The organism is Thermus altitudinis (assembly GCF_022760835.1).
GTDB lineage: Bacteria > Deinococcota > Deinococci > Deinococcales > Thermaceae > Thermus > Thermus altitudinis.
In genome coordinates this window covers 18,131-37,047 of the sequence record NZ_JAKTNQ010000010.1, presented here as the reverse complement: position 1 = coordinate 37,047, position 18,917 = coordinate 18,131, and the positions used below count along the sequence as shown (strand labels likewise).

Annotated in this window: 19 protein-coding genes; 14 read left to right on the top strand and 5 right to left on the bottom strand. The window is 64.7% G+C overall.

Features of this window, described 5'->3' with window-relative positions; all coding sequences use genetic code 11:
• Nucleotides 1-11: 11 nt before the first annotated feature.
• Both L0D16_RS05290 and L0D16_RS05285 read left to right on the top strand, forming a co-directional pair.
• Entirely contained in the window at nucleotides 12-452 is a 441-nt protein-coding gene (locus L0D16_RS05290; protein ID WP_243030400.1) for a hypothetical protein, read from the top strand.
• Nucleotides 453-536: 84 nt separating this feature from the next.
• Nucleotides 537-1,169, top strand: a complete 633-nt coding sequence (locus L0D16_RS05285; RefSeq protein WP_243030399.1) for a CBS and ACT domain-containing protein — start codon at nucleotides 537-539, stop codon at nucleotides 1,167-1,169.
• Here L0D16_RS05285 and pheA read toward each other — a convergent pair.
• Nucleotides 1,166-1,987, bottom strand: a complete 822-nt coding sequence (pheA, locus tag L0D16_RS05280) for a prephenate dehydratase (RefSeq protein WP_243030398.1) — start codon at nucleotides 1,985-1,987, stop codon at nucleotides 1,166-1,168. The two genes, L0D16_RS05285 and pheA, sit on opposite strands and share 4 nt — an antisense overlap.
• A gap of 51 nt (nucleotides 1,988-2,038) precedes the next feature.
• On the opposite strand from pheA, the gene L0D16_RS05275 reads away from it, so the two are divergent.
• From L0D16_RS05275 to L0D16_RS05255, 5 genes are read left to right on the top strand one after another with little or no spacing between them, the layout of a single operon-like run.
• Nucleotides 2,039-2,788: a response regulator gene (locus tag L0D16_RS05275; protein ID WP_243030397.1), complete on the top strand. Its 750-nt coding sequence runs from the start codon at nucleotides 2,039-2,041 to the stop codon at nucleotides 2,786-2,788.
• 3 nt (nucleotides 2,789-2,791) lie between these two features.
• Nucleotides 2,792-3,814: a lipid II:glycine glycyltransferase FemX gene (locus tag L0D16_RS05270; protein ID WP_243030396.1), complete on the top strand. Its 1,023-nt coding sequence runs from the start codon at nucleotides 2,792-2,794 to the stop codon at nucleotides 3,812-3,814.
• A gap of 55 nt (nucleotides 3,815-3,869) precedes the next feature.
• The gene (locus L0D16_RS05265) at nucleotides 3,870-4,424 is read left to right on the top strand and encodes a hypothetical protein (RefSeq protein WP_243030395.1); all 555 of its coding nucleotides are present in this window, start codon (nucleotides 3,870-3,872) and stop codon (nucleotides 4,422-4,424) included.
• Nucleotides 4,421-5,278, top strand: coding sequence for an LptA/OstA family protein (locus L0D16_RS05260; protein WP_243030394.1), 858 nt, complete (start codon nucleotides 4,421-4,423; stop codon nucleotides 5,276-5,278). The genes L0D16_RS05265 and L0D16_RS05260 overlap by 4 nt, the downstream gene beginning before the upstream one ends.
• 3 nt (nucleotides 5,279-5,281) lie before the next feature.
• The gene (locus L0D16_RS05255; RefSeq protein WP_243030393.1) at nucleotides 5,282-6,208 is read left to right on the top strand and encodes a hypothetical protein; all 927 of its coding nucleotides are present in this window, start codon (nucleotides 5,282-5,284) and stop codon (nucleotides 6,206-6,208) included.
• Here the strand turns inward: L0D16_RS05255 and L0D16_RS05250 are convergent.
• Both L0D16_RS05250 and L0D16_RS05245 read right to left on the bottom strand, forming a co-directional pair.
• Nucleotides 6,205-7,713, bottom strand: coding sequence for an ABC transporter ATP-binding protein (locus L0D16_RS05250; RefSeq protein WP_243030392.1), 1,509 nt, complete (start codon nucleotides 7,711-7,713; stop codon nucleotides 6,205-6,207). The two genes, L0D16_RS05255 and L0D16_RS05250, sit on opposite strands and share 4 nt — an antisense overlap.
• Nucleotides 7,714-7,769: 56 nt before the next feature.
• Nucleotides 7,770-8,894: a BMP family lipoprotein gene (locus L0D16_RS05245; RefSeq protein WP_243030391.1), complete on the bottom strand. Its 1,125-nt coding sequence runs from the start codon at nucleotides 8,892-8,894 to the stop codon at nucleotides 7,770-7,772.
• A 60-nt stretch (nucleotides 8,895-8,954) separates the two neighbouring features.
• Between L0D16_RS05245 and ligA the strand changes: the two genes are divergently transcribed.
• Complete coding sequence (ligA, locus tag L0D16_RS05240) at nucleotides 8,955-11,000, top strand: NAD-dependent DNA ligase LigA (RefSeq protein WP_243030390.1); 2,046 nt, start codon at nucleotides 8,955-8,957, stop codon at nucleotides 10,998-11,000.
• Here ligA and thyX read toward each other — a convergent pair.
• Nucleotides 10,997-11,794, bottom strand: a complete 798-nt coding sequence (gene thyX, locus L0D16_RS05235) for an FAD-dependent thymidylate synthase (protein ID WP_243030389.1) — start codon at nucleotides 11,792-11,794, stop codon at nucleotides 10,997-10,999. The genes ligA and thyX overlap by 4 nt on opposite strands.
• A 207-nt stretch (nucleotides 11,795-12,001) precedes the next feature.
• Between thyX and trpB the strand changes: the two genes are divergently transcribed.
• Together trpB and trpA are read left to right on the top strand one after the other, a co-directional pair.
• On the top strand, nucleotides 12,002-13,219 hold the full coding sequence (gene trpB / locus L0D16_RS05230) for a tryptophan synthase subunit beta (RefSeq protein ID WP_243030388.1): 1,218 nt from the start codon (nucleotides 12,002-12,004) through the stop codon (nucleotides 13,217-13,219).
• The gene (trpA, locus tag L0D16_RS05225) at nucleotides 13,216-13,995 is read left to right on the top strand and encodes a tryptophan synthase subunit alpha (RefSeq protein ID WP_243030387.1); all 780 of its coding nucleotides are present in this window, start codon (nucleotides 13,216-13,218) and stop codon (nucleotides 13,993-13,995) included. Before trpB ends, trpA begins: the two co-directional genes overlap by 4 nt.
• Here the strand turns inward: trpA and mqnC are convergent.
• Nucleotides 13,992-15,128: a cyclic dehypoxanthinyl futalosine synthase gene (gene mqnC / locus L0D16_RS05220; RefSeq protein ID WP_243030386.1), complete on the bottom strand. Its 1,137-nt coding sequence runs from the start codon at nucleotides 15,126-15,128 to the stop codon at nucleotides 13,992-13,994. The genes trpA and mqnC overlap by 4 nt on opposite strands.
• Nucleotides 15,129-15,184: 56 nt before the next feature.
• Between mqnC and L0D16_RS05215 the strand changes: the two genes are divergently transcribed.
• The 4 genes from L0D16_RS05215 (at nucleotide 15,185) to metG (ending at nucleotide 18,900) form a co-directional block, all read left to right on the top strand.
• Complete coding sequence (locus L0D16_RS05215) at nucleotides 15,185-15,670, top strand: adenosine diphosphatase (RefSeq protein WP_243028193.1); 486 nt, start codon at nucleotides 15,185-15,187, stop codon at nucleotides 15,668-15,670.
• Nucleotides 15,671-15,714: 44 nt separating this feature from the next.
• Entirely contained in the window at nucleotides 15,715-16,182 is a 468-nt protein-coding gene (gene bcp / locus L0D16_RS05210; RefSeq protein ID WP_243030385.1) for a thioredoxin-dependent thiol peroxidase, read from the top strand.
• A 2-nt stretch (nucleotides 16,183-16,184) separates the two neighbouring features.
• Nucleotides 16,185-16,868: a ribose-5-phosphate isomerase RpiA gene (gene rpiA / locus L0D16_RS05205; protein WP_243030384.1), complete on the top strand. Its 684-nt coding sequence runs from the start codon at nucleotides 16,185-16,187 to the stop codon at nucleotides 16,866-16,868.
• Nucleotides 16,869-17,025: 157 nt separating this feature from the next.
• Entirely contained in the window at nucleotides 17,026-18,900 is a 1,875-nt protein-coding gene (gene metG, locus L0D16_RS05200; protein WP_243030383.1) for a methionine--tRNA ligase, read from the top strand.
• Nucleotides 18,901-18,917: the final 17 nt, after the last annotated feature.

Genomic DNA, 18,917 nt, shown 5'->3' with positions numbered 1-18,917 from the left:
GGAGGTGGGTTATGCGCAAGATCGTCTTGGTTTTGGCGTTGCTGGCCTTAGGCCCCGGGGCTTTGGCCCAGCGAGCGGTTTCCTTCCGGCTTTCCCTGCCCCCGGCGGGGCTAGGGCTGGGCCTGGAGGCGCCCTTGGAGCGCAACCTGGCCTTCCGGGGTTTTGTGGACATGAACCCCCTACCGTCCGGGCCCAGTTTCTTGGCGGCAGGGGAGCTCCTCTTTAAGCCGGACCTGGGCCAGCTGGACCGGGACCTTAGGGGTATACGCCCCTACTTTGGCGGGGGGCTTGCCGGGCGCTTTGCCGGCCCGGGGGAGCTGGGGCTTCACCTTTCCCTGGGGGTGGAGTTCCTCTTGGATGCCCGCACGGGGATCTTCCTGGATGGAGAGTACTTTTACGCCTTTGGCGGGGGCCGGCTGGCCCGTACGGTCATAGGGGCCAACCTGCGCTAGAGGGACCTTCCTGTCCCCGCCCAGCCCTGGGCGGGGACATCTTTCTTTTGGGCCCGGGGTAGACTGAGAGCCGGAGGTGAAGCCATGCTGGTCAGGGACTGGATGACCAAGGACCCCCTCACCGTGGCCCCGGATACCCCGGTGCTGGAAGCCATTAACCTTTTGAAACATAAGGGCTTCCGCCGCCTGCCGGTGGTGAAGGATGGTAAACTCATCGGCCTGGTCACCGACAAGGACCTCAAGGACGCCATGCCCTCCAAGGCCACCACCCTTTCGGTCTGGGAGATGAACTACCTCCTCTCCAAGCTCACCGTGCAGGAGGTGATGGCCAAGCCCGTCATCACCGTGGAGGCCGATGCGCCTTTGGAGAAGGCGGCCCTCCTGATGGAGGAGAAGAAGATCGGCGGCCTGCCGGTGATGGAAGGGGAGAAGCTGGTGGGCATCATCACCGTGACCGATGTCCTCAGGGCCTTCATTGAGGTGTTGGGGCTTAAGATGGGGGGCTTGCGCATCACCGTGGACATCCCCGACGTGCCCGGGGCCCTGGCCCAGATGGCCCGGGCGGTCCCCCCGGCCAACATCGTCTCCATCGCCACCGCGGCCCACTTGAATGGGTACCAGCGCCTGGTCCTCCGGGTGGTGGGGGAGGATGTGGAGGGGGTTCCCGAGCGGCTAAAGGCCGCGGGGGAGCGGGTGGTGGACGTACGCCCCGGTTAGGTGCCGTTGCGGTGGGCGGGGTAGGAGCCCAGCACCTTTAGGAAAGCGGCCCGCCGGAGAAGGCCTAGGAGGGCATGGGCGGGACCGGGGTCCTCGAGGTGGCCCTCCAGGTCCAGGTAGAAGAGGTAGCTGAAGGGCTTATCCCGCCTAGGCCGGGATTCCAGCTTGGTAAGGTTGACCCCGGCTTCGGCGAAGACGGTGAGGGCCTCCAAAAGCCCCCCAGGCCTGTGGCGCACGGCAAAGACAATGCTGGTCTTGTGGGGGCCTTCTCCCCTTTTAGCCTCCTCCCGCCCGATGATGAAGAAGCGGGTGTAGTTGTGGGGATAGTCCTCGATGTTTTCCGCCAGGACTTCGAGGCCATAGAGCTCCGCGGCCCGCCGGCTGGCGATAGCCCCCACGCCCGGTTCGGGATGTTCCGCTAAGGCCCGGGCTGCCCCGGCGGTGTCGTATACGGGAATGGGGGTCAGGCGCATGCGGGCCAGGAAGCCGTCGCATTGGGCCAGGGCCTGGGGGTGGCTCTTTACGGCCTTCAGGTCTTTAAGCTCTGTACCCTTAGGGGCAAGAAGGCAGTGCTCCACCCGGTGGATGATCTCCCCCACCACGTGGAGGTCGCTTTCCAAAAGAAGGTCATAGGTCTGGTTGATGCTGCCTGCGGTGGTGTTTTCCACCGGCACCACCCCGTAGTCCGCCTCCCCAGCCTCCACCGCCTCAAAGACCTGGTGGAAGGTGGGAAAGCCAAGGGGGGTGGATTCCGGGAAACCCTTGAGCAGGGCTTCCTCGCTGTAGGCTCCCTCCGTGCCCTGGAAGGCGATCCTCATGCCCCCCATGGTACTCCTTCCCGTAGACGCGGGAAAGCCGTCTCCCTTAGCATGGCCTTTGTGGCGCGGCTTCTTGTGGTGGACGATGACCCCCGCATCCGGCACCTTTTGGAACTTCTGCTTTCCGGGGCAGGCCACCAGGTGACGCTGGCGGATTCGGCCAAGGCCGCCCTGGAATACCTGCGCAGGGAAACCCCGGACCTGATCCTTTTGGACATCATGATGCCGGATATGGATGGCCTCACCCTTCTTGGGCGTATCCGGGCGGTGCGGCGCTTGGCCAAGGTACCGGTGATCATGTTCACCGGGGGCGGAAAGGAGCTGGAGGGGCCCAGCCGGGCCCTAGGAGCCGATCTCTTCCTGGAGAAGCCCGTTTCGGGCCGGCGCCTCAAGGACGCGGTGGAAGGCCTTCTCAGCATGGAGGGGTATCTGTTGCCCGGAGGGGAACGGGCGAAGACCCTCGAGGAGGTGGGAAGCCATCTGCGCCGTGCCCTTCCGGAGGAGGACCGCTTTAAGGTCCTCTGGCGCAAGACGGCAAGCCGCCGGGCCCTCCTGCAAAACCTCCTGGCGAAGGGTTGGACGGAGGCCCTTGTGAGGCGCATCCTTCCCGGGGAGTATGACCTCTACGACCTTCTAGGGCATCTGGCCTATGGCTGGCCTCTGCTGCCCCTAAAGGAGCGGGCGGCGCGGGTGCAGGATCCCCGCCTGGCTTCCCACCTGGAGGCCTACCTGAAGGAGAAGCGGCTTCCCCTGGAGGGCAACGGTCTTTTGGAAGAACTGGCCCAGGCCCTGTACGCTTAAGGGGTGGGGGACCTGGTAGAGATCACCGATCCCGAGGCCTGGAACCGGCTGGTTTCCGGCTTTCCCATCACCAGCGCCTTGCAGTCCTGGGGCTGGGGCGAGGTGAAGCGGCTTTCCGGCTGGGTGCCTAAGCGCCTGGCAGTATACGGAGAGGAAGGGCCCTTAGGGGCGGCTCAGGTCCTCCTAAGGCCCTTGCCTGGGGGGCTACGCCTGGCCTACGCCCCCAGGGGGCCAGCCCTCCTTGGCCTTTCGGATCTGCCCCGGGTGGCCCAGGCCCTGGCCCAGGGGGTGCGGGGGACGCATCTGGTCCTCGAGCCCGAGGCCGGGCTTCCTGCGGAGGAGCCAGCCCCAGGTTTTTCCGGCCTGCTACCGGAAGAGCCCATCCAGCCCGCCTACTCCCTTTGGCTGGACCTCACCCAGGGGGAGGAGGCCCTTCTTAAGGGCATGAAGGAGATGCACCGCCGCAACGCCCGTCTGGCCCTGAAGCGCACGGAGCTTGGCGTGGAGGGGGAGGAGGCTTTCCCGGAGTTCTTCCGCCTCTTTGAGGAGACCAACCGCCGGGCCAGGCTTTTGCAACATGCGGAGGCCTACTACCGGGCAGTACTTAGGGAGATGAACCAGCCCTATGGGGAGGCCTTCTTGGCCCTGGCCCGGAAGGATGGGGAGGCCTTGGCGGCAGGGCTTTTCGTGGCCTTTGCCGGCAGGGTGGATTACCTCTATGGGGGAAGCAGCCGCGCTCACCCCGAGGCCAAGGCTCCCATGGGCATGCACCTGGCGGCCATCCGCCACGCCATTGGCCGTGGCTACCGCATCTACGATCTTTGGGGCGTGCCCAGAACCCCAGAGGGGAGCCATGCCGAGGGGATATGGCGCTTCAAGGAGGGGTTTGGAGGCCGGCGCGTCCAGTTTCCCGCCTACACCTTGCCCCTTTCCCCTCTTTACCGTCCCCTGAAGGCGCTTTTGCGCCTGCGCAAGACCTGGGTGAACCTGCGGGTGCGGGGTAACCCCCGGGACGTCTTGGGGTAAACCGCCCCTTGGGCCCTTGTCATCTTTCTCAAGGGGCCTTGGGTATGGTGGTAGGGTGGTTCGCTTCTGGGTGGTTCTGGCCGTGGCCTTGGGTTTACTCCTCTGGCTTCTTCGGCCTTCCCCCAAGCCCCCGGTGGCGCAGGGGGGCGTGCGTCTAGAAGGGGTGGAGTTCCTCCTTTTCCCTGAGGAAAAGGACGTGGTCTGGCGGTTTGCCGCGGAGGAAATGGTGGAGGAAGGGGGGGTTTTCCGCATCCGGGGGGGTCTTAGAGGGGAAAGGCTTGTGGGGGAGCGGCTGGACCTCCGCCTCTTTGCCCCCGAGGTGGCCGTGGAACCGGGGGACAACCTACGGGCTCCGTATGCGCGGGCAGAGATTTTAAGGGGATGCTACCGCTTGGACCTCTCCGCTCCGGGCAAGGGGGAGGTGCTCATTCGTCAAAAAGAGGGTTTTTTCGCTCCTTGGGTAAGGATTGAGGCTCCCAATCTCCGGGGGGAAGCGGAAGCCTTTCGTGCGGATTTCGCTCTGGAACACATAGAGGCGGATCGCCCCCGGTTTGAGTTTCCCGCAGGGGGGGCCTTTGGCCCATGTACCGTGGAGGGAGGTAGCTCGTGAAAAGGTGGCTTTGGGTTGGGCTTTTGGGTTTGGCCTTGGCGGCTTCTGGGGTTAGGGTCATCCAGGTGGAGGGCGGGAGACTTTCCGGGGACCTGCGCTACGGGCCCTGGACCTTTGAAGGGGAGGTGCGGGGCCGGGTGAAGGACCTGGAGATCCGGGCCCCCAAGGCCACCCTTACCGCTCCTAAGGGCAAGACCATGCAGGAGGCGGAAGGGGAGCGGGAGGCCCGCTTTGAGGGCGGGGTGGTGGTGCGCCGGGGCCGGGTGGAGGCCAGAGGGCCCCTCCTGGTCTACCGGGAAAAGACGGGGGAAGGGGAGCTTCTGGGCCCGGCCCGCATGCGCCAAGAGCCCAAACCGGGGGAGGACCCGGTGGAGGTGGAGGCCAGCCGCATGGCCTTCCAGGTGGATACGGACACCTCCACCAGCGAAAATGCCCTTCTCCAAAGCGGCAACCAGGAGGGCCGGGCGGGTTTCGTCTATTACGAGGAGGAAAAGGGCCTGGCGGTGTTCACCGATCCCAAGGAGGTGGTCCTCACCCGTAAGCGCAAGGATGGGGACCTGGTGATCCGGGCTAAGGAGGTGCGAAGCCTCACCGGCCCCAAGAAGCTCATCGCCACCGGGGGGGTGAGGCTGCAGGATGGGGATCTGGTCACCACCGGGGATAGCCTTTACTATGATGACAACACCGGGGAAGCCATCGTCCTAGGGAGGCCGGCGGTGAGCGAGAACAAGAAGGAGGGCTTCAAGCTTTCGGGGAGCACCCTGCAACACAATGTCAACCGCCACCAGGTGCGGGTGTACGGCAAGGCCTTCCGACTGCCGGTGGAGGAGTTTCGTAAGCTTTCGGAGAAATAGGCGGTGAGATGGGCTTCTTTCCTCTTTCTGGGGCTCGCCCTTTGTACGCTGGCCCAGGAAGTCTACCGCCCGGAGGTGGAACTGGTCCGCAAGGATAAGAGGGTGGTGGCCTGGGTCAGCGGGGAGGAAGGAAGCCTTTTCTATGCCGATTACGGGGATATCTGGGTAGGGGACCTCGAGGCCCTTTCCCGGGAGAGGGCGCAGGTGGGGGGACGGGCCTTTTTTCTGGATGCGGGTAGCGCCGTGGAGGAAGGCCTGGAGGTGGGGCAGAAGGTGGAGGTGGCCTTTAACCCGGACTGGGAACAGGATGGCCTACCCTACCTCATGCGTTTACGCAAGGCCAGCGAGGAGAAGGCGGCGCGCTACCTGCGCCTGGTCCTCTTTGACCCAAAGGAGGTGGCGGTGCGCCTGGGGGAGGAGGTGGAGGCTAGGGGGCCCCTGGCGGTGGTGGAGCGGGGTGGGGTGGAGGAGCTTTTCCTCTCTGGAGGGGAGGCCCGCTACCTGGAGGAGGGAGGCCGGCTGGAGGTAAAACCGGCTCCGGGGAAGGTGGAGGTGGCCCAAGGGCAGGTGCGGGTAACAGGGCAAAGACTTCGCTACCAAAACCATACCGGAGAGGCCCTTTTGGAAGGACCCCTGGAGGTACGCCGAGAAGGGGAAAAGCCCCTTGTGGGCAGGGCGGGCTCCCTCCGTTACCTCTTGGATGAGGATCGGCTCTGGCTTCTCGGGGGGGTGGAGTTTACCCAAGGAGGAAGGACCACCAAGGCGGATAAGGCCCTTTTCAGGGAGAAGGAGGGGTACGCCTACCTCTTTGGTGGGGTGGAGAGCCGGGACGAGAAGGGCCTGGTGCGGGGGGAAAGGGTGCGCTACGCCTTAAGGACCGGGGAGGTGGTGGTCCTAGGCCAGGTCAAAGGGGAGTTTCGGAGCGATTAGGCGGGTACGCCGGCCATCAAGAGGCCCAGGCGCTCTTCCCTGGCCTCCTCGGGGGTGAGCTCGCCCACGATCCGCCCCTCGTACATGACCAGGATCCGGTCCGACAGGCTGATTACCTCGGAAAGATCCGCGGAAACCAAAAGCACCGCCAGGCCCTGGTCGCGGGCCTCTACCAGGCGCTGGTGGATGAACTCTATGGCCCCCACGTCCACGCCCCGGGTGGGCTGGGCGGCGATGAGGAGGCGGGGCCCCCGCAAAAGCTCCCTACCCACCACGATCTTTTGCTGGTTTCCCCCGGAGAAGCGCCGGGCGGAGAGTTCCGTGGAGCGAGGGCGGACATCAAAGGTTTCCACCAGGGCCCTGGCATGGCGTTCCATGGCCTTCCCATCCAGGAAGCCCAGGAAGCCCCGGAAGGGGGGGCGGCGCTGATCTCCCAGGATGGCGTTTTCCCGGACGGAAAAGTCCAGGACCAAACCCCGGGCAAGCCGGTCCTCTGGGATATGGCTCACCCCCGCTTCCCGCACCCGTAGGGCCTGGTGGGGAAGGGGGTGGCCCAGGTAGCGCACCGTGCCCCGGTACTTGCGCAGGCCCACCAGGGCCTCCACCAGCTCCGTCTGGCCATTGCCCTCCACCCCGGCGATGCCCACGATCTCCCCAGCCCGCACGGAGAAGCTTACCCCCCTTAGCCTTGGGGGCGCCTCGAGGCCCTCCACCTCCAGCACCACTTCCCCGGGCTTGGCGGGGCCCTTTTCCACCCTCAAGACCACTTCCCGGCCCACCATCATCCGGGCCAGTTCCTCCAAGGAGGTCTCGGGGGTCCTCACCGTGCCCACCACTTTGCCGTCCCGGATCACCGTGACCCGGTCGGACACGGCAAGCACCTCCTTCAGCTTGTGGCTGATGAAGATGGCGGCGTTCCCCTTGGCCACGTAGGCCCTTAGGAAGCGGAAAAGCTCCTCGGCCTCCTGGGGGGTTAGGACGGCGGTGGGCTCGTCCAGGATGAGGATCTTGGCCTGGCGGTAAAGGGCCTTGAGGATCTCCACCCGTTGCTGCAGGCCCACGGGAAGGTTCTCAATGCGCTCGTCCAGGGGCACCTGGAAGCCCAGTTCCGCCATGAGGGCGGTGGCCCGCTTCCGGGCCTCCTCTAGGTTGAGGTAGAGGGGGTTTCCCGGCTCGAGGCCCAACACCAGGTTTTCCAGCACGGTAAAGGGTTCCACCAGCATGAAGTGCTGGTGCACCATGCCGATCCCGTGGGCGATGGCGTCCAGGGGGCTTTTGGGCCGGTAGGGCTGGCCATCCACCCACATCTCCCCTTTGTCCGGGGGCTGAAGGCCGTAGACGATCTTCATCAAGGTGGATTTACCCGCCCCGTTTTCCCCCACCAGGGCCAGGACCTCGCCCCAGTTCAGGTCCAGGCTGATGCGATCGTTGGCCAGGACCAGGGGGAAGCGCTTGGTGATGTCCTTTAGGACCAGGGCCTTTGAGGTGGTTCCGCCGACCTCCACGCCCGGAGTATACAAAAAGGCCGGGAGGTTCCCGGCCTTTTGCTGAGCCCGCCTTTCTAGCGTTTTTCGGGCACCTTAAGCTGGCCCTTGATGATCTGCTGCTTCAAGACCTCCAGCTTGCTGACCACGGCGGCCGGGATCAGGGCCTTGTTGTACTCGTCCAGGGCGTACCCCACCCCGTTGTTGGCCAGGCCGAACTCCCGCACCCCACCCTTAAAGGCCTTCTGCACCACGCTCTTGATGACCTCGTAGGTGGCCACGTCCACCCGCTTCATCATGGAGGTGAGGCCGTGGTTCAGGGTGCTGGGGTTATTGTCGGTGTCCCCCAGGTAGTTCTGGTTGGCGTCCACCCCGATGAAGAAGAGGGGCGTGGCCTTGGTGCCGTCGGTGCCACAGGTCTTGGTGTAATCGGCGTACTTGGGCACCTTGGCGTAGGGGTCGGCCTTGCGCACAAAGCGGATGGCCCCGCCCTCCTTGAGGCACTTGGCCTGCTTCACGTAGTCGATGAGGCCCAGGCCCGAGCCACCGGCGGCGGCGTAGATGATGTCCGCCCCCTGGCGCACCTGGCTGGCGGCGATCTCCTTGGCCTTGGCGGGGTCGTTCCAGGCGGCGGGGGTGTTGCCCACATAGCCCACCAGGACCTTGCCCTGGATCTTGTCCTCCTTGAAGGCGTACTCCGCCCCGGCGCGGAAGCCCGCCTCAAACTTGTGGATGAGGGGGATGTCCATGCCGCCGATGAAGCCCACCACCCCGGTGCGGGTCATCTTGCCGGCGATGTAGCCCACCAGGAAGCTCCCCTCGTGCTCCCGGAAGACCAGGCCCACGGCGTTGGCCAGTTTGCCCTCGCCGGGGACGGCGTCAATCACCGCGAAGTTCACCTTGGGGAACTCCTTGGCGGTGGCGGTGATGGCCGGCTCGTTGGCGAAGCCCACCCCGATCACCAGGTCAAAGCCCTCCTCGGCGAAGGTGCGGATGCCCTGGCCCACCTGGGAGGGGTCGGCGGGCTCAAAGTCAAAGAGCTTGACCCCGAAATCCTTGGCCGCCTTCTGCGCCCCTTCCCAGGCGGACTGGTTGAAGGAGCGGTCAAACTTACCCCCAGCGTCAAAGGCGATGCCCACGCGGACTTGGGCCAGGCTTAGGCCCAGGGCCAATACTGCCAAAAGGGTTACGATACGTTTCATCTGCCACCTCCTACGGCGTTTCGCCGTAGGGCATTATACCGGGTTGGGTAAACTCAAGGCATGACCCTGGAGGAAGCCCGCAAGCGCATCAATGAGCTACGGGACCTGATCCGCTACCACAACTACCGCTACTACGTCCTGGACTCCCCCGAGATCTCCGATGCCGAGTACGACCGGCTTCTTAGGGAGCTGAAGGAGCTGGAGGAGCGCTTTCCTGAGCTCAAAAGCCCCGACTCCCCCACGGAGCAGGTGGGGGCGAAACCCTTTGGTCAGCCGTTGGGTTATCTGGAGGCCACCTTCCGCCCCATCCGCCACCCAAGCCGCATGTACTCCCTGGATAACGCCTTCTCCCTGGAGGAGGTCCGGGCCTTTGAGGAGCGGGTGGAGCGGGCCTTGGGAAGGAAGGGGCCTTTCGTCTACACGGTGGAGCACAAGGTGGACGGGCTTTCCGTGAACCTCTACTACGAGGAAGGGGTTTTGGTCTATGGGGCCACCCGGGGGGATGGGGAGACGGGGGAGGAGGTGACCCAGAACCTCCTCACCATTCCCACCATTCCCCGGAGGCTTAAGGGGGTGCCGGAGCGCCTCGAGGTCCGGGGGGAGGTGTACTTGCCCATAGAGGCCTTCCTGCGCCTGAACGAGGAGCTGGAAGAAAAGGGGGAGCGGATCTTCAAAAACCCCCGGAACGCCGCCGCCGGCTCCCTTAGGCAGAAGGATCCCCGGATCACCGCCAAGAGGGGCCTTAGGGCCACCTTCTACGCCCTGGGGCTTGGCCTGGAGGAAAGCGGGAGCAAAACCCAGTTTGAGCTTCTCCATTGGCTAAAGGAGAAGGGCTTCCCCGTGGAGCACGGCTTCACCCGGGTCCAAGGTGTAGAGGGGGTGGAGAGGGTTTACCAGGCCTGGTTGAGGGAGCGGCGGAGCCTACCCTTTGAGGCGGATGGGGTGGTGGTGAAACTGGATGACCTTTCCCTCTGGCGGGAGCTGGGCTACACCGCCCGGGCCCCGCGGTTTGCCATCGCCTACAAGTTCCCCGCAGAAGAGAAGGAAACCCGCTTGCTGCAGGTGGTCTTCCAGGTGGGGCGCACGGGTAGGGTCACGCCGGTGGGCGTCTTGGAGCCGGTTTTGCTAGAGGGGAGCGAGGTGAGCCGGGTTACCCTCCATAACGAAAGTTACATTGAAGAGCTGGACGTGCGCATCGGGGACTGGGTCTTGGTGCACAAGGCGGGGGGGGTGATCCCCGAGGTCCTGAGGGTCCTGAAGGAGAGGAGGACGGGGGAGGAGAAGCCCATCCGCTGGCCAGAAACCTGCCCCGAGTGCGGCCATCGTTTGCTGAAGGAGGGCAAGGTCCACCGCTGTCCCAACCCCTTGTGCCCCGCCAAGCGCTTTGAGGCCATCCGCCACTACGCCTCCCGCAAGGCCATGGACATCGGGGGCCTGGGGGAAAAGCTCATTGAGAAGCTCCTAGAAGCGGGATTGGTGAAGGATGTGGCCGACCTGTACCGGCTTAGGGAGGAGGACCTGGTGGGCCTGGAACGCATGGGGAAGAAGAGCGCAGGGAACCTCCTCCGCCAGATTGAGGAGAGCAAGGGCCGGGGTCTGGAGCGCCTCCTCTACGCCTTGGGCCTGCCGGGGGTGGGGGAGGTGTTGGCCCGCAACCTGGCAGCCCGCTTCGGTACCATGGACCGGCTCCTCGAGGCCACACCGGAGGAACTCCTCCAGGTGGAGGAGGTGGGGGAGCTCACCGCCCGGGGCATTTACGAAACCCTGCAGGACCCCGCCTTCCGGGACCTGGTGAGGCGCCTGAAGGAGGCCGGGGTGGAGATGGAGGCCAAGGAACGGGGGGGGGAGGCCCTAAAGGGCCTCACCTTCGTCATCACCGGGGAGCTTTCCCGCCCCCGGGAGGAGGTGAAGGCCCTCTTGAGGCGCTTAGGGGCCAAGGTGACGGATTCCGTGAGCCGCAAAACCAGCTACCTGGTGGTGGGGGAGGCCCCAGGGAGCAAGCTGGAAAAGGCGAGGGCCTTGGGGGTGCCCACCCTCACGGAGGAAGAACTCTACCGACTCATAGAGGCGCGCACAGGGAAAGGCCGGGAGGCCCTCTTGGCCTAGGTGGGTTCCGGGGGGAAGAGCTTGCTTAAGGCCTCTTCCACCCGACTCCCGGAAAGCCCCAGCTCCCGTAGGGCCTTCTCATAAAGCTCGGGGGTGAGAAGCCCCTGTAAGGCCCTAAGCTCCGTCTGGGAGAGATGGGCTCCCTTTAGCACGTGTTCCTCAAAACTCCCCCAGGCCAGGGGCACGTGGGCCTTGACGATCTCCGCGATGGCCTTGGCGTACTGCCGGATCTCCCACTGGGCATGGGGATCTAGGCGGAGGGCCAGGAAGTGGAAGAGGTTGTGCAGGTCCTGCTTCCAGTAAAACTCCGTGTACAGGTTTAAGGGGAGGACCATCCGGGCCATCTCCCGGGCGATGCCCTTTTCCAGGAGGGTCTGGTAGGCCTGGTAGGCCTCCCTCTCCACCCTCTTTAGAAGGCGGGAGGCTTCCTCGTCGGTGAAAGCCCCTTCCGAGCCCTGCTTATTCCGCCTGGCCTGGTGGCGCCAGGCCTTGGGCTCGTAGAACTCCTCCTGCAACACGGAATAGCGCCCAGAGATCTCGTTGACGCTGGCGGTGCGGTGGCGGAACCACTGGCGCACCACGAAGATGGGGGCCTTGACGTGGAACTTGAACTCCACCATCTCAAAGGGGCTGGTGTGGCGGTGGCGCATGAGGTAGTCGATGAGGGCGGCATCCTCCCGCAGGGTCTTGGTGCCCGGACCGTAGGAAACCCTGGCCGCCTGGACGATGGCGGCGTCGTTCCCCATCGCCTCCACCAGGCGGACGAAGCCCTTGTCCAAAACGGGGATCTCCATCCTCCGAAGTTTACTCCGTCCCCTTGCCCTTTGGCCCAAAGGGGTCTACCCTAAGCCTATGCGGGGTTCGCACCCCCTTGGCCTACAAGTGGCGGCATGGCCGCTATAGGCCTTGGTCACGGGCGAAGCCCGTACTTGGCCTCTTGGGCCAGCGGCTTGTAGGATGGATGGGCTTTTGGGGCTTGGTGGCCCCTTTCTGGAGTGGAGATGTTGAGGTTGCCTGATTTTCCTTTACCGGATGAGCGGGGACGGTTTGGTCCCTATGGAGGAAGGTACGTTCCCGAAACCCTGATTCCGGCCCTCGAGGAGGTGGAGGCCGCCTACAAGGAGGCCAAGAAGGACCCCGCTTTTTTGGCGGAGCTGGAGCACTACCTCAGGACCTTTGCCGGCCGGCCTACCCCCCTTTACCACGCCAAGAGGCTTTCCCAATACTGGGGCGGGGCCCAGGTGTACCTAAAGCGGGAGGACCTCCTGCACACCGGGGCCCATAAGATCAACAACACCCTGGGCCAGGCCCTCCTGGCCCGGCGCATGGGCAAAAGGCGGGTGATAGCGGAAACCGGGGCCGGGCAGCACGGGGTTTCCGTGGCCACGGTGGCGGCCCTTTTCGGCTTGGAATGCGTGGTCTATATGGGGGAGGAGGACGTACGGCGCCAGGCCCTAAACGTGTTCCGCATGAAGCTTCTGGGGGCCGAGGTGCGCCCGGTGGCGGCGGGAAGCCGCACCCTTAAGGACGCCACCAACGAGGCCATCCGCGACTGGCTCACCCATGTGCGCACCACCTTCTACATCCTGGGCTCGGTGGTGGGCCCCCACCCCTACCCCATGATGGTGCGGGAGTTCCAAAGCGTCATCGGGGAGGAGGTGAAGGAAGAGAGCCTGAGGATGTTCGGCCGCTACCCCGATGCCCTCATCGCCGCCGTGGGTGGGGGGTCCAACGCCATTGGCCTTTTTGCCCCCTTCGCTTATTTACCGCCGAAGGAGCGTCCCCGGCTCATCGGGGTGGAGGCTGCCGGGGAAGGGCTTTCCAGCGGTAGGCACGCCGCCAGCATCGGGGCGGGGAAGCGGGGGGTGTTGCACGGGAGCTACATGTACCTCCTTTACGACCACGACGGCCAGATCACCCCGGCCCACTCGGTTTCTGCGGGGCTGGATTACCCAGGAGTGGGGCCCGAGCACAGCTACTACGCCGACCAGGGCATCGCCGAGTACGCCGGAGTGACGGACGAGGAGGCCCTCGAGGGGTTCAAACTCCTGGCCCGCCTGGAGGGGATCATCCCTGCCTTGGAGTCCGCCCATGCCATCGCCCACGCGGCCAAAGTGGTGCCGGAGATGGATAGGGACCAGATCGTGGTCATCAACCTTTCGGGCCGGGGGGACAAGGACGTGACCGAGGTGATGCGCCTTCTGGGAGGGGAGCTATGACCACGCGGGAAGCCTTTGCCCGGGCCAAGGCCGAGGGGCGGGCCGCTTTGATCCCTTACCTTACCGCAGGCTTTCCCAGCCGGGAAGGGTTCTTGCAGGCGGTGAAGGAGGTATTGCCCTACGCCGACCTCTTGGAGATCGGCCTGCCCTACTCCGATCCCTTGGGGGATGGTCCGGTGATCCAAAGGGCCAGCGAGGAGGCCTTAAGGAAGGGGATGAGCGTCCAGGGGGTTCTGGAACTCTTCCGGGAGGTGCGGGCCCTCACGGAAAGGCCCCTTTTCCTCATGACCTACCTGAACCCCGTCTTAGCCTGGGGTCCGGAACGGTTTTTTAGCCTTTTCAAGCAGGCGGGGGCCACGGGGGTCATCTTGCCGGACCTCCCCCCGGACGAGGACCCGGCCCTGGTGCGCCTGGCCCAGGAGATCGGCTTGGAAACGGTGTTTCTCCTGGCCCCCACCTCCACGGACCGGCGGGTGGAAACCGTGGTGGGCTACGCCACGGGCTTCATCTACGCGGTCTCCGTCACCGGGGTCACCGGGGAGCGGGAGCGCCTGCCCGAGGAGGTGCGGGACCTGGTGCGGCGCATCAGGGCCAGGACCTCCTTGCCCGTGGCGGTGGGCTTTGGGGTTTCGGGAAGGGAAACCGCAGCCCAGGCGGCGGTGGCCGATGGGGTGGTGGTGGGAAGCGCCTTGGTGCGGGCCCTGGAGGGAGGCCGGCCCCTGGCCCCTCTCCTCGAGGAGATCCGCCAAGGGCTTTTGCAAAAGGAACCCGCTTAGGCCAAGGGGAGCTCCAGGCCCTCTTCCAGGAGGGCCTTGGGGTCTGGATACCGCAGGATGCGGTAGAGGGGATCCCGCTCCGCAGGCCTGAAACCCGCATCCACGATCTGGCGCACTATTTCCCGCACCGTGGCGTGGGTACGCCCGTGCCCCCCGGCCGCCGAGACCACGTTTTCCTCCAGCATGGTGCTGCCAAAATCGTCGGCCCCGTAGTAAAGGGCGGCCTGGGCCACCTTGAACCCCAGGGTGGGCCAGGAGGCTTGGAGGTGGGCGAAGTTGTCCAGGGTGAGCCGGGCGATGGCCAGGGTTTTCAGGTACTCGTGGGCGGTGGCCCCCGGGGCCTTGCCCTTAAGCCGGGTGTGCTCCACCTGCAAGGTCCAAAGGGCAAAGGCGGCAAAGCCGTTTTGGTACTTTTCCCGGGCCTTGTCCTGCTGGGCCCTTAGGCCCAGCAGGTGGGCGGTGCGCTCCCTTGGCCCTTCCCCAAAGCCGATCACCATGCTGGCCAGGGTGTAAAGCCCCAAGGCCTGGGCGGCATCCACGATGCGGTACCAGTCCGCGGTCTTGATGCGGGCGGGAGCGGCCTTTTGCCGCACCTCGTCCACCAGGATCTCCGCCCCGGCCCCCGGCATCCCATCCAGCCCCGCTTCCATGAGCCTTTCCAAGATAACCTCGGCCCGAAGCCCGGTGAGCCTTTCCAAGCCCAGAATCTCCTCGGGGCTGAAGGCGTCGATGCGCAGGTCGGGGAAGCGGTTCTTGAGGTAGCGGAGAAGGTCCAGGTACCACTCCAAGGGAAGCTCGGGGTTCACCCCCCCTTGCATCAGGATGCGCCTCCCCCCCACCTGGTAGAGTTCCTCTACCTTCTCGGCGATGGCTTCGTAGGTGAGGGTGTAGGCATCCTTCTGCCGCCGGGTGCGGTAAAAGGCGCAAAAGGCGCAACCCACCGTGCAGACGTTGGTGTAGTTGATGTTGCGGTCTATGAGAAAGGTCACCACCTCTGGATGGGTTTTCTGAAGGCGCACCTCGTGAGCGGCGGCGGCCAGCTCAGGTAAGGGAAGGTCAAAAAGGGAGAGCACCTCGCTTTCGGTAAGCCTCTCTCCCCCTACGGCCTTTTCCAGAACATCCATGGGACCCATGCTACACCCTTCGGACCCCCTGGGGTTGGGTCTTGGGCCACGGATAAAATAGGGGCATGGAACTCAAGCTCATTCCCATTGAGAAGCCGGAGAACCTGAACGTCATCCTGGGCCAAGCCCACTTCATCAAGACGGTGGAGGACCTCCACGAGGCCTTGGTGACCGCCGTGCCGGGTATCAAGTTCGGCCTTGCCTTCTCCGAGGCCAGCGGCAAGCGCCTGGTGCGGCGTTCCGGCACGGATCCCGAGCTCACCCAGCTGGCGGTGCGGAATATCCTCAACCTGGCGGCAGGGCACACCTTCCTCATCGTGTTGGGTGAGGGGTTTTATCCCATCAACGTGCTCCACGCGGTGAAGGCTTGCCCTGAGGTGGTGCGCATCTTTGCCGCCACCGCCAACCCCCTCCAGGTGGTGGTGGCGGAGGAGGGGGAGCAGAGGGCCATCCTGGGGGTTATGGATGGCTTCAAACCCCTGGGGGTGGAGGACGAGGCCGAGGTGGCCTGGCGCAAGGACCTCCTCCGCCGCTTCGGCTATAAACTTTAGCGCCCCCTTATTGGCGGCCGGGGGGGTTGGGGTAAGATGCCCTCATGGAGCTCGGAACCGTGGCGCCCGACTTCGCCCTGCCGGACCAAGAGGGGCGGATTCACCGGCTTTCCGATTACCGGGGGAGGTGGGTGGTTCTCTACTTCTATCCCAAGGACGATACCCCCGGGTGCACCAAGGAGGCCTGCGGCTTCCGCGACCGTATGGGGGATTTGCAGGAACTGGGAGCCGTGGTCCTAGGGGTTTCTGCGGACGATGTGGAAAGCCACAGGCGTTTTGCCGAGAAGTACGGTCTGAACTTTCCCCTTCTTGCTGACCCCGAGCGGCAAGCCATCCTGGCCTATGGGGCCTGGGGGAAAAAGAACCTTTATGGCAAGGAGTACGAAGGGGTGTTGCGCCAGACCTTCCTGATAGACCCCGAAGGGCGCATCGCCAAGGTGTGGAAAAAGGTCTCCCCGGAGGGGCACGCCGAGGAGGTGGCCGAGGCCTTGCGGAGGTTGCGGGGGTTTTAGCCATGGAAAGACCCTTGGAATCCTACAAGAAGGAGGCGGCCCACGCCGCGGTGGCGTATGTCCAAGATGGCATGGTGGTGGGCCTGGGCACGGGGTCCACGGCCCGGTATGCCGTTTTGGAGCTGGCCCGGCGGCTTAGGGAGGGGGAGCTTAGGGAAGTGGTAGGGGTTCCCACCTCGGAGGCCACTAAGGACCTGGCCCTGCGGGAAGGGATTCGCGTGGTGGAGCTGCCGCCAGAAGGGGTGGACCTGGCCATAGACGGGGCCGATGAGATCGCCCCGGACCTTTCCCTGATCAAGGGCCTGGGCGGGGCTCTCTTGCGGGAGAAGATTGTGGAGAGCAACGCCAAGGAGTTTATCGTGATCGCCGACCACACCAAGAAGGTGCCCGTGCTGGGCCGGGGGGTGGTGCCGGTGGAGATCGTGCCCTTTGGCCATCTGGCCACCTTGAAGGCCATCCGCGCCATGGGCGGGGAGCCAGAGCTAAGGATGGACGGGGATGAGTTTTACTTTACCGACGGGGGGCACTTGATCGCCGATGTGCGCTTTGGTCCCATCGGGGACCCCGGGGGCCTCCATAGGGCCCTTCTGGAGATTCCGGGGGTGGTGGAGACGGGTCTTTTCGTGGGCTTGGCCACCCGGGCCCTGGTGGCGGGGCCCATGGGGATAGAGGAACTGGTGCCTTAAGGCCCGGCCTTCTAGGTGGTCTCCGGTTTGGGGGATGGATTTTGTGCCGGGACTGGGCGCCGGTGTAGAATCATGGCCATGAAGGGGATGCCTCACCCCTAGGGCGGGGAAGCCTTTCCCGCCCGGGGCGCATGCCCCGGTTTTTCTTGGAGGAGGGATGGAAAAGGTTTTTTACATCACCACCCCCATCTACTACGTGAATGCGGAACCCCACCTGGGCCACGCCTACACCACCGTGGTGGCGGACTTCCTGGCCCGCTGGCACCGGTTGGATGGATACCGGACCTTTTTCCTCACCGGCACCGACGAGCACGGGGAAACCGTCTACCGGGCGGCCCTGAAGGCGGGGGAGGAGCCCCAGGCCTTTGTGGACCGGGTCTCCCAGCGCTTCCGCAAGGCTTGGGAGCTTTTGGGCATCGCCTACGACGATTTCATCCGTACCACGGAGGAGCGGCATAAGCGGGTGGTGCAGCGGGTCTTACAGAAGGTCTACGAGGCGGGGGACATCTACTACGGGGAGTACGAGGGGCTTTACTGCGTAAGCTGCGAGCGCTTCTACACGGAAAAGGAGCTTCAAGGGGATTTTTGCCCCATCCACGCCCGCCCCGTGGAGCGGAGACGGGAAGGGAACTACTTCTTCCGCATGGAGAAGTACCGGGAGTGGCTCATTGACTACCTCCAGACCCACCCCGACCTCATCCGGCCCGAGGGGTACCGGAACGAGGTGCTTTCCATGCTCTCCGAGCCCATCGGGGATCTCTCCATCTCCCGGCCCAAGGCCCGCGTACCTTGGGGCATCCCCCTGCCCTGGGATGAGGCCCACGTGACCTACGTGTGGTTTGACGCCCTCCTCAACTACGTTTCCGCCCTGGGCTACCCCGAGGACCCCCGCTACGCCACCTTCTGGCCCCAGGCCTGGCACCTGATCGGCAAGGACATCCTGAAGCCCCATGCGGTCTTCTGGCCCACCATGCTGAAAGCGGCGGGGATTCCCATGTACCGGCACCTGAACGTGGGAGGGTTTCTGCTGGGGCCGGATGGCCGCAAGATGAGCAAAACCCTGGGGAACGTGGTGGACCCCTTTGCCCTTACGGAGAAGTACGGCCGGGATGCCGTGCGCTATTACCTTTTGCGGGAGATTCCTTATGGCCAGGATACACCGGTGAGCGAGGAGGCCTTGAAGGCTAGGTACGAGGCGGATCTGGCCGACGACCTGGGCAATCTTCTCCAGCGCACCCGGGCCATGCTGTTTCGTTTCGCTGAGGGACGCATTCCCGAGCCGGTTTCTGGGGAGGAGCTGGAGGAGGGCACGCGCCTTGCGGGACGCCTCAGGGGTCTGGTGCGGGAGCTTCGCTTCCACGTGGCCCTCGAGGAGACCATGGCCTACGTGAAGGCCATAAACCGCTACATCAACGAGAAGCGTCCCTGGGAGCTATTCAAGGAGGATCCCAAGGAGGCTAGGGCGGCGCTCTACCGGGTGGTGGAGGGCCTGAGGATCGCCTCCATCCTCCTTACCCCGGCCATGCCGGACAAGATGGCCGAGCTGCGCCGGGCCTTGGGCCTGAAGGAGGAGGTGAGCCTTGAGGAGGCGGAGCGCTGGGGCCTGGCGGAACCCCTTCCCCTTCCCCAGGAGGCAGGGGTTCTCTTTCCAAAGGAAGTCCCAAGGGGGGAGGCCGGGGGAGGCAAAATGGAGGGCACAAAGGAGGATCGCTTCATTGGCATGGAGGATTTCGCCAAGGTGGAGCTTAGGGTGGCCCAGGTGGTGGCAGCGGAAAAGCACCCCAACGCCGATAAACTCCTGGTGCTTAGGCTCTCCCTGGGGAACGAGGAGCGCACCGTGGTTTCCGGCATCGCCCAGTGGTACCGCCCCGAGGACCTGGTGGGGAAAAAGGTGGTGGTGGTGGCCAACCTCAAGCCTGCCAGGCTTCGGGGCGTGGAGAGCCAGGGGATGATCCTTGCGGCATCCGAGGGGGATAGGCTGGCCCTGGTCACGGTGGAGGGGGAGATTCCCCCAGGGGCGTTGGTGAAATAGCCCTTGGCGCAAGAGGG

Coding starts and splice junctions, on each gene's coding strand:
- L0D16_RS05215 (WP_243028193.1), top strand. CDS start 15,185: ATGGAACTCAAGCTCATTCCCATTGAGAAGCCGGAGAACCTGAACGTC.
- bcp (WP_243030385.1), top strand. CDS start 15,715: ATGGAGCTCGGAACCGTGGCGCCCGACTTCGCCCTGCCGGACCAAGAG.
- L0D16_RS05275 (WP_243030397.1), top strand. CDS start 2,039: ATGGCCTTTGTGGCGCGGCTTCTTGTGGTGGACGATGACCCCCGCATC.
- rpiA (WP_243030384.1), top strand. CDS start 16,185: ATGGAAAGACCCTTGGAATCCTACAAGAAGGAGGCGGCCCACGCCGCG.
- L0D16_RS05285 (WP_243030399.1), top strand. CDS start 537: ATGCTGGTCAGGGACTGGATGACCAAGGACCCCCTCACCGTGGCCCCG.
- thyX (WP_243030389.1), bottom strand. CDS start 11,794: ATGGAGATCCCCGTTTTGGACAAGGGCTTCGTCCGCCTGGTGGAGGCG.
- mqnC (WP_243030386.1), bottom strand. CDS start 15,128: ATGGGTCCCATGGATGTTCTGGAAAAGGCCGTAGGGGGAGAGAGGCTT.
- trpA (WP_243030387.1), top strand. CDS start 13,216: ATGACCACGCGGGAAGCCTTTGCCCGGGCCAAGGCCGAGGGGCGGGCC.
- L0D16_RS05290 (WP_243030400.1), top strand. CDS start 12: ATGCGCAAGATCGTCTTGGTTTTGGCGTTGCTGGCCTTAGGCCCCGGG.
- metG (WP_243030383.1), top strand. CDS start 17,026: ATGGAAAAGGTTTTTTACATCACCACCCCCATCTACTACGTGAATGCG.
- trpB (WP_243030388.1), top strand. CDS start 12,002: ATGTTGAGGTTGCCTGATTTTCCTTTACCGGATGAGCGGGGACGGTTT.
- L0D16_RS05245 (WP_243030391.1), bottom strand. CDS start 8,894: ATGAAACGTATCGTAACCCTTTTGGCAGTATTGGCCCTGGGCCTAAGC.
- ligA (WP_243030390.1), top strand. CDS start 8,955: ATGACCCTGGAGGAAGCCCGCAAGCGCATCAATGAGCTACGGGACCTG.
- pheA (WP_243030398.1), bottom strand. CDS start 1,987: ATGAGGATCGCCTTCCAGGGCACGGAGGGAGCCTACAGCGAGGAAGCC.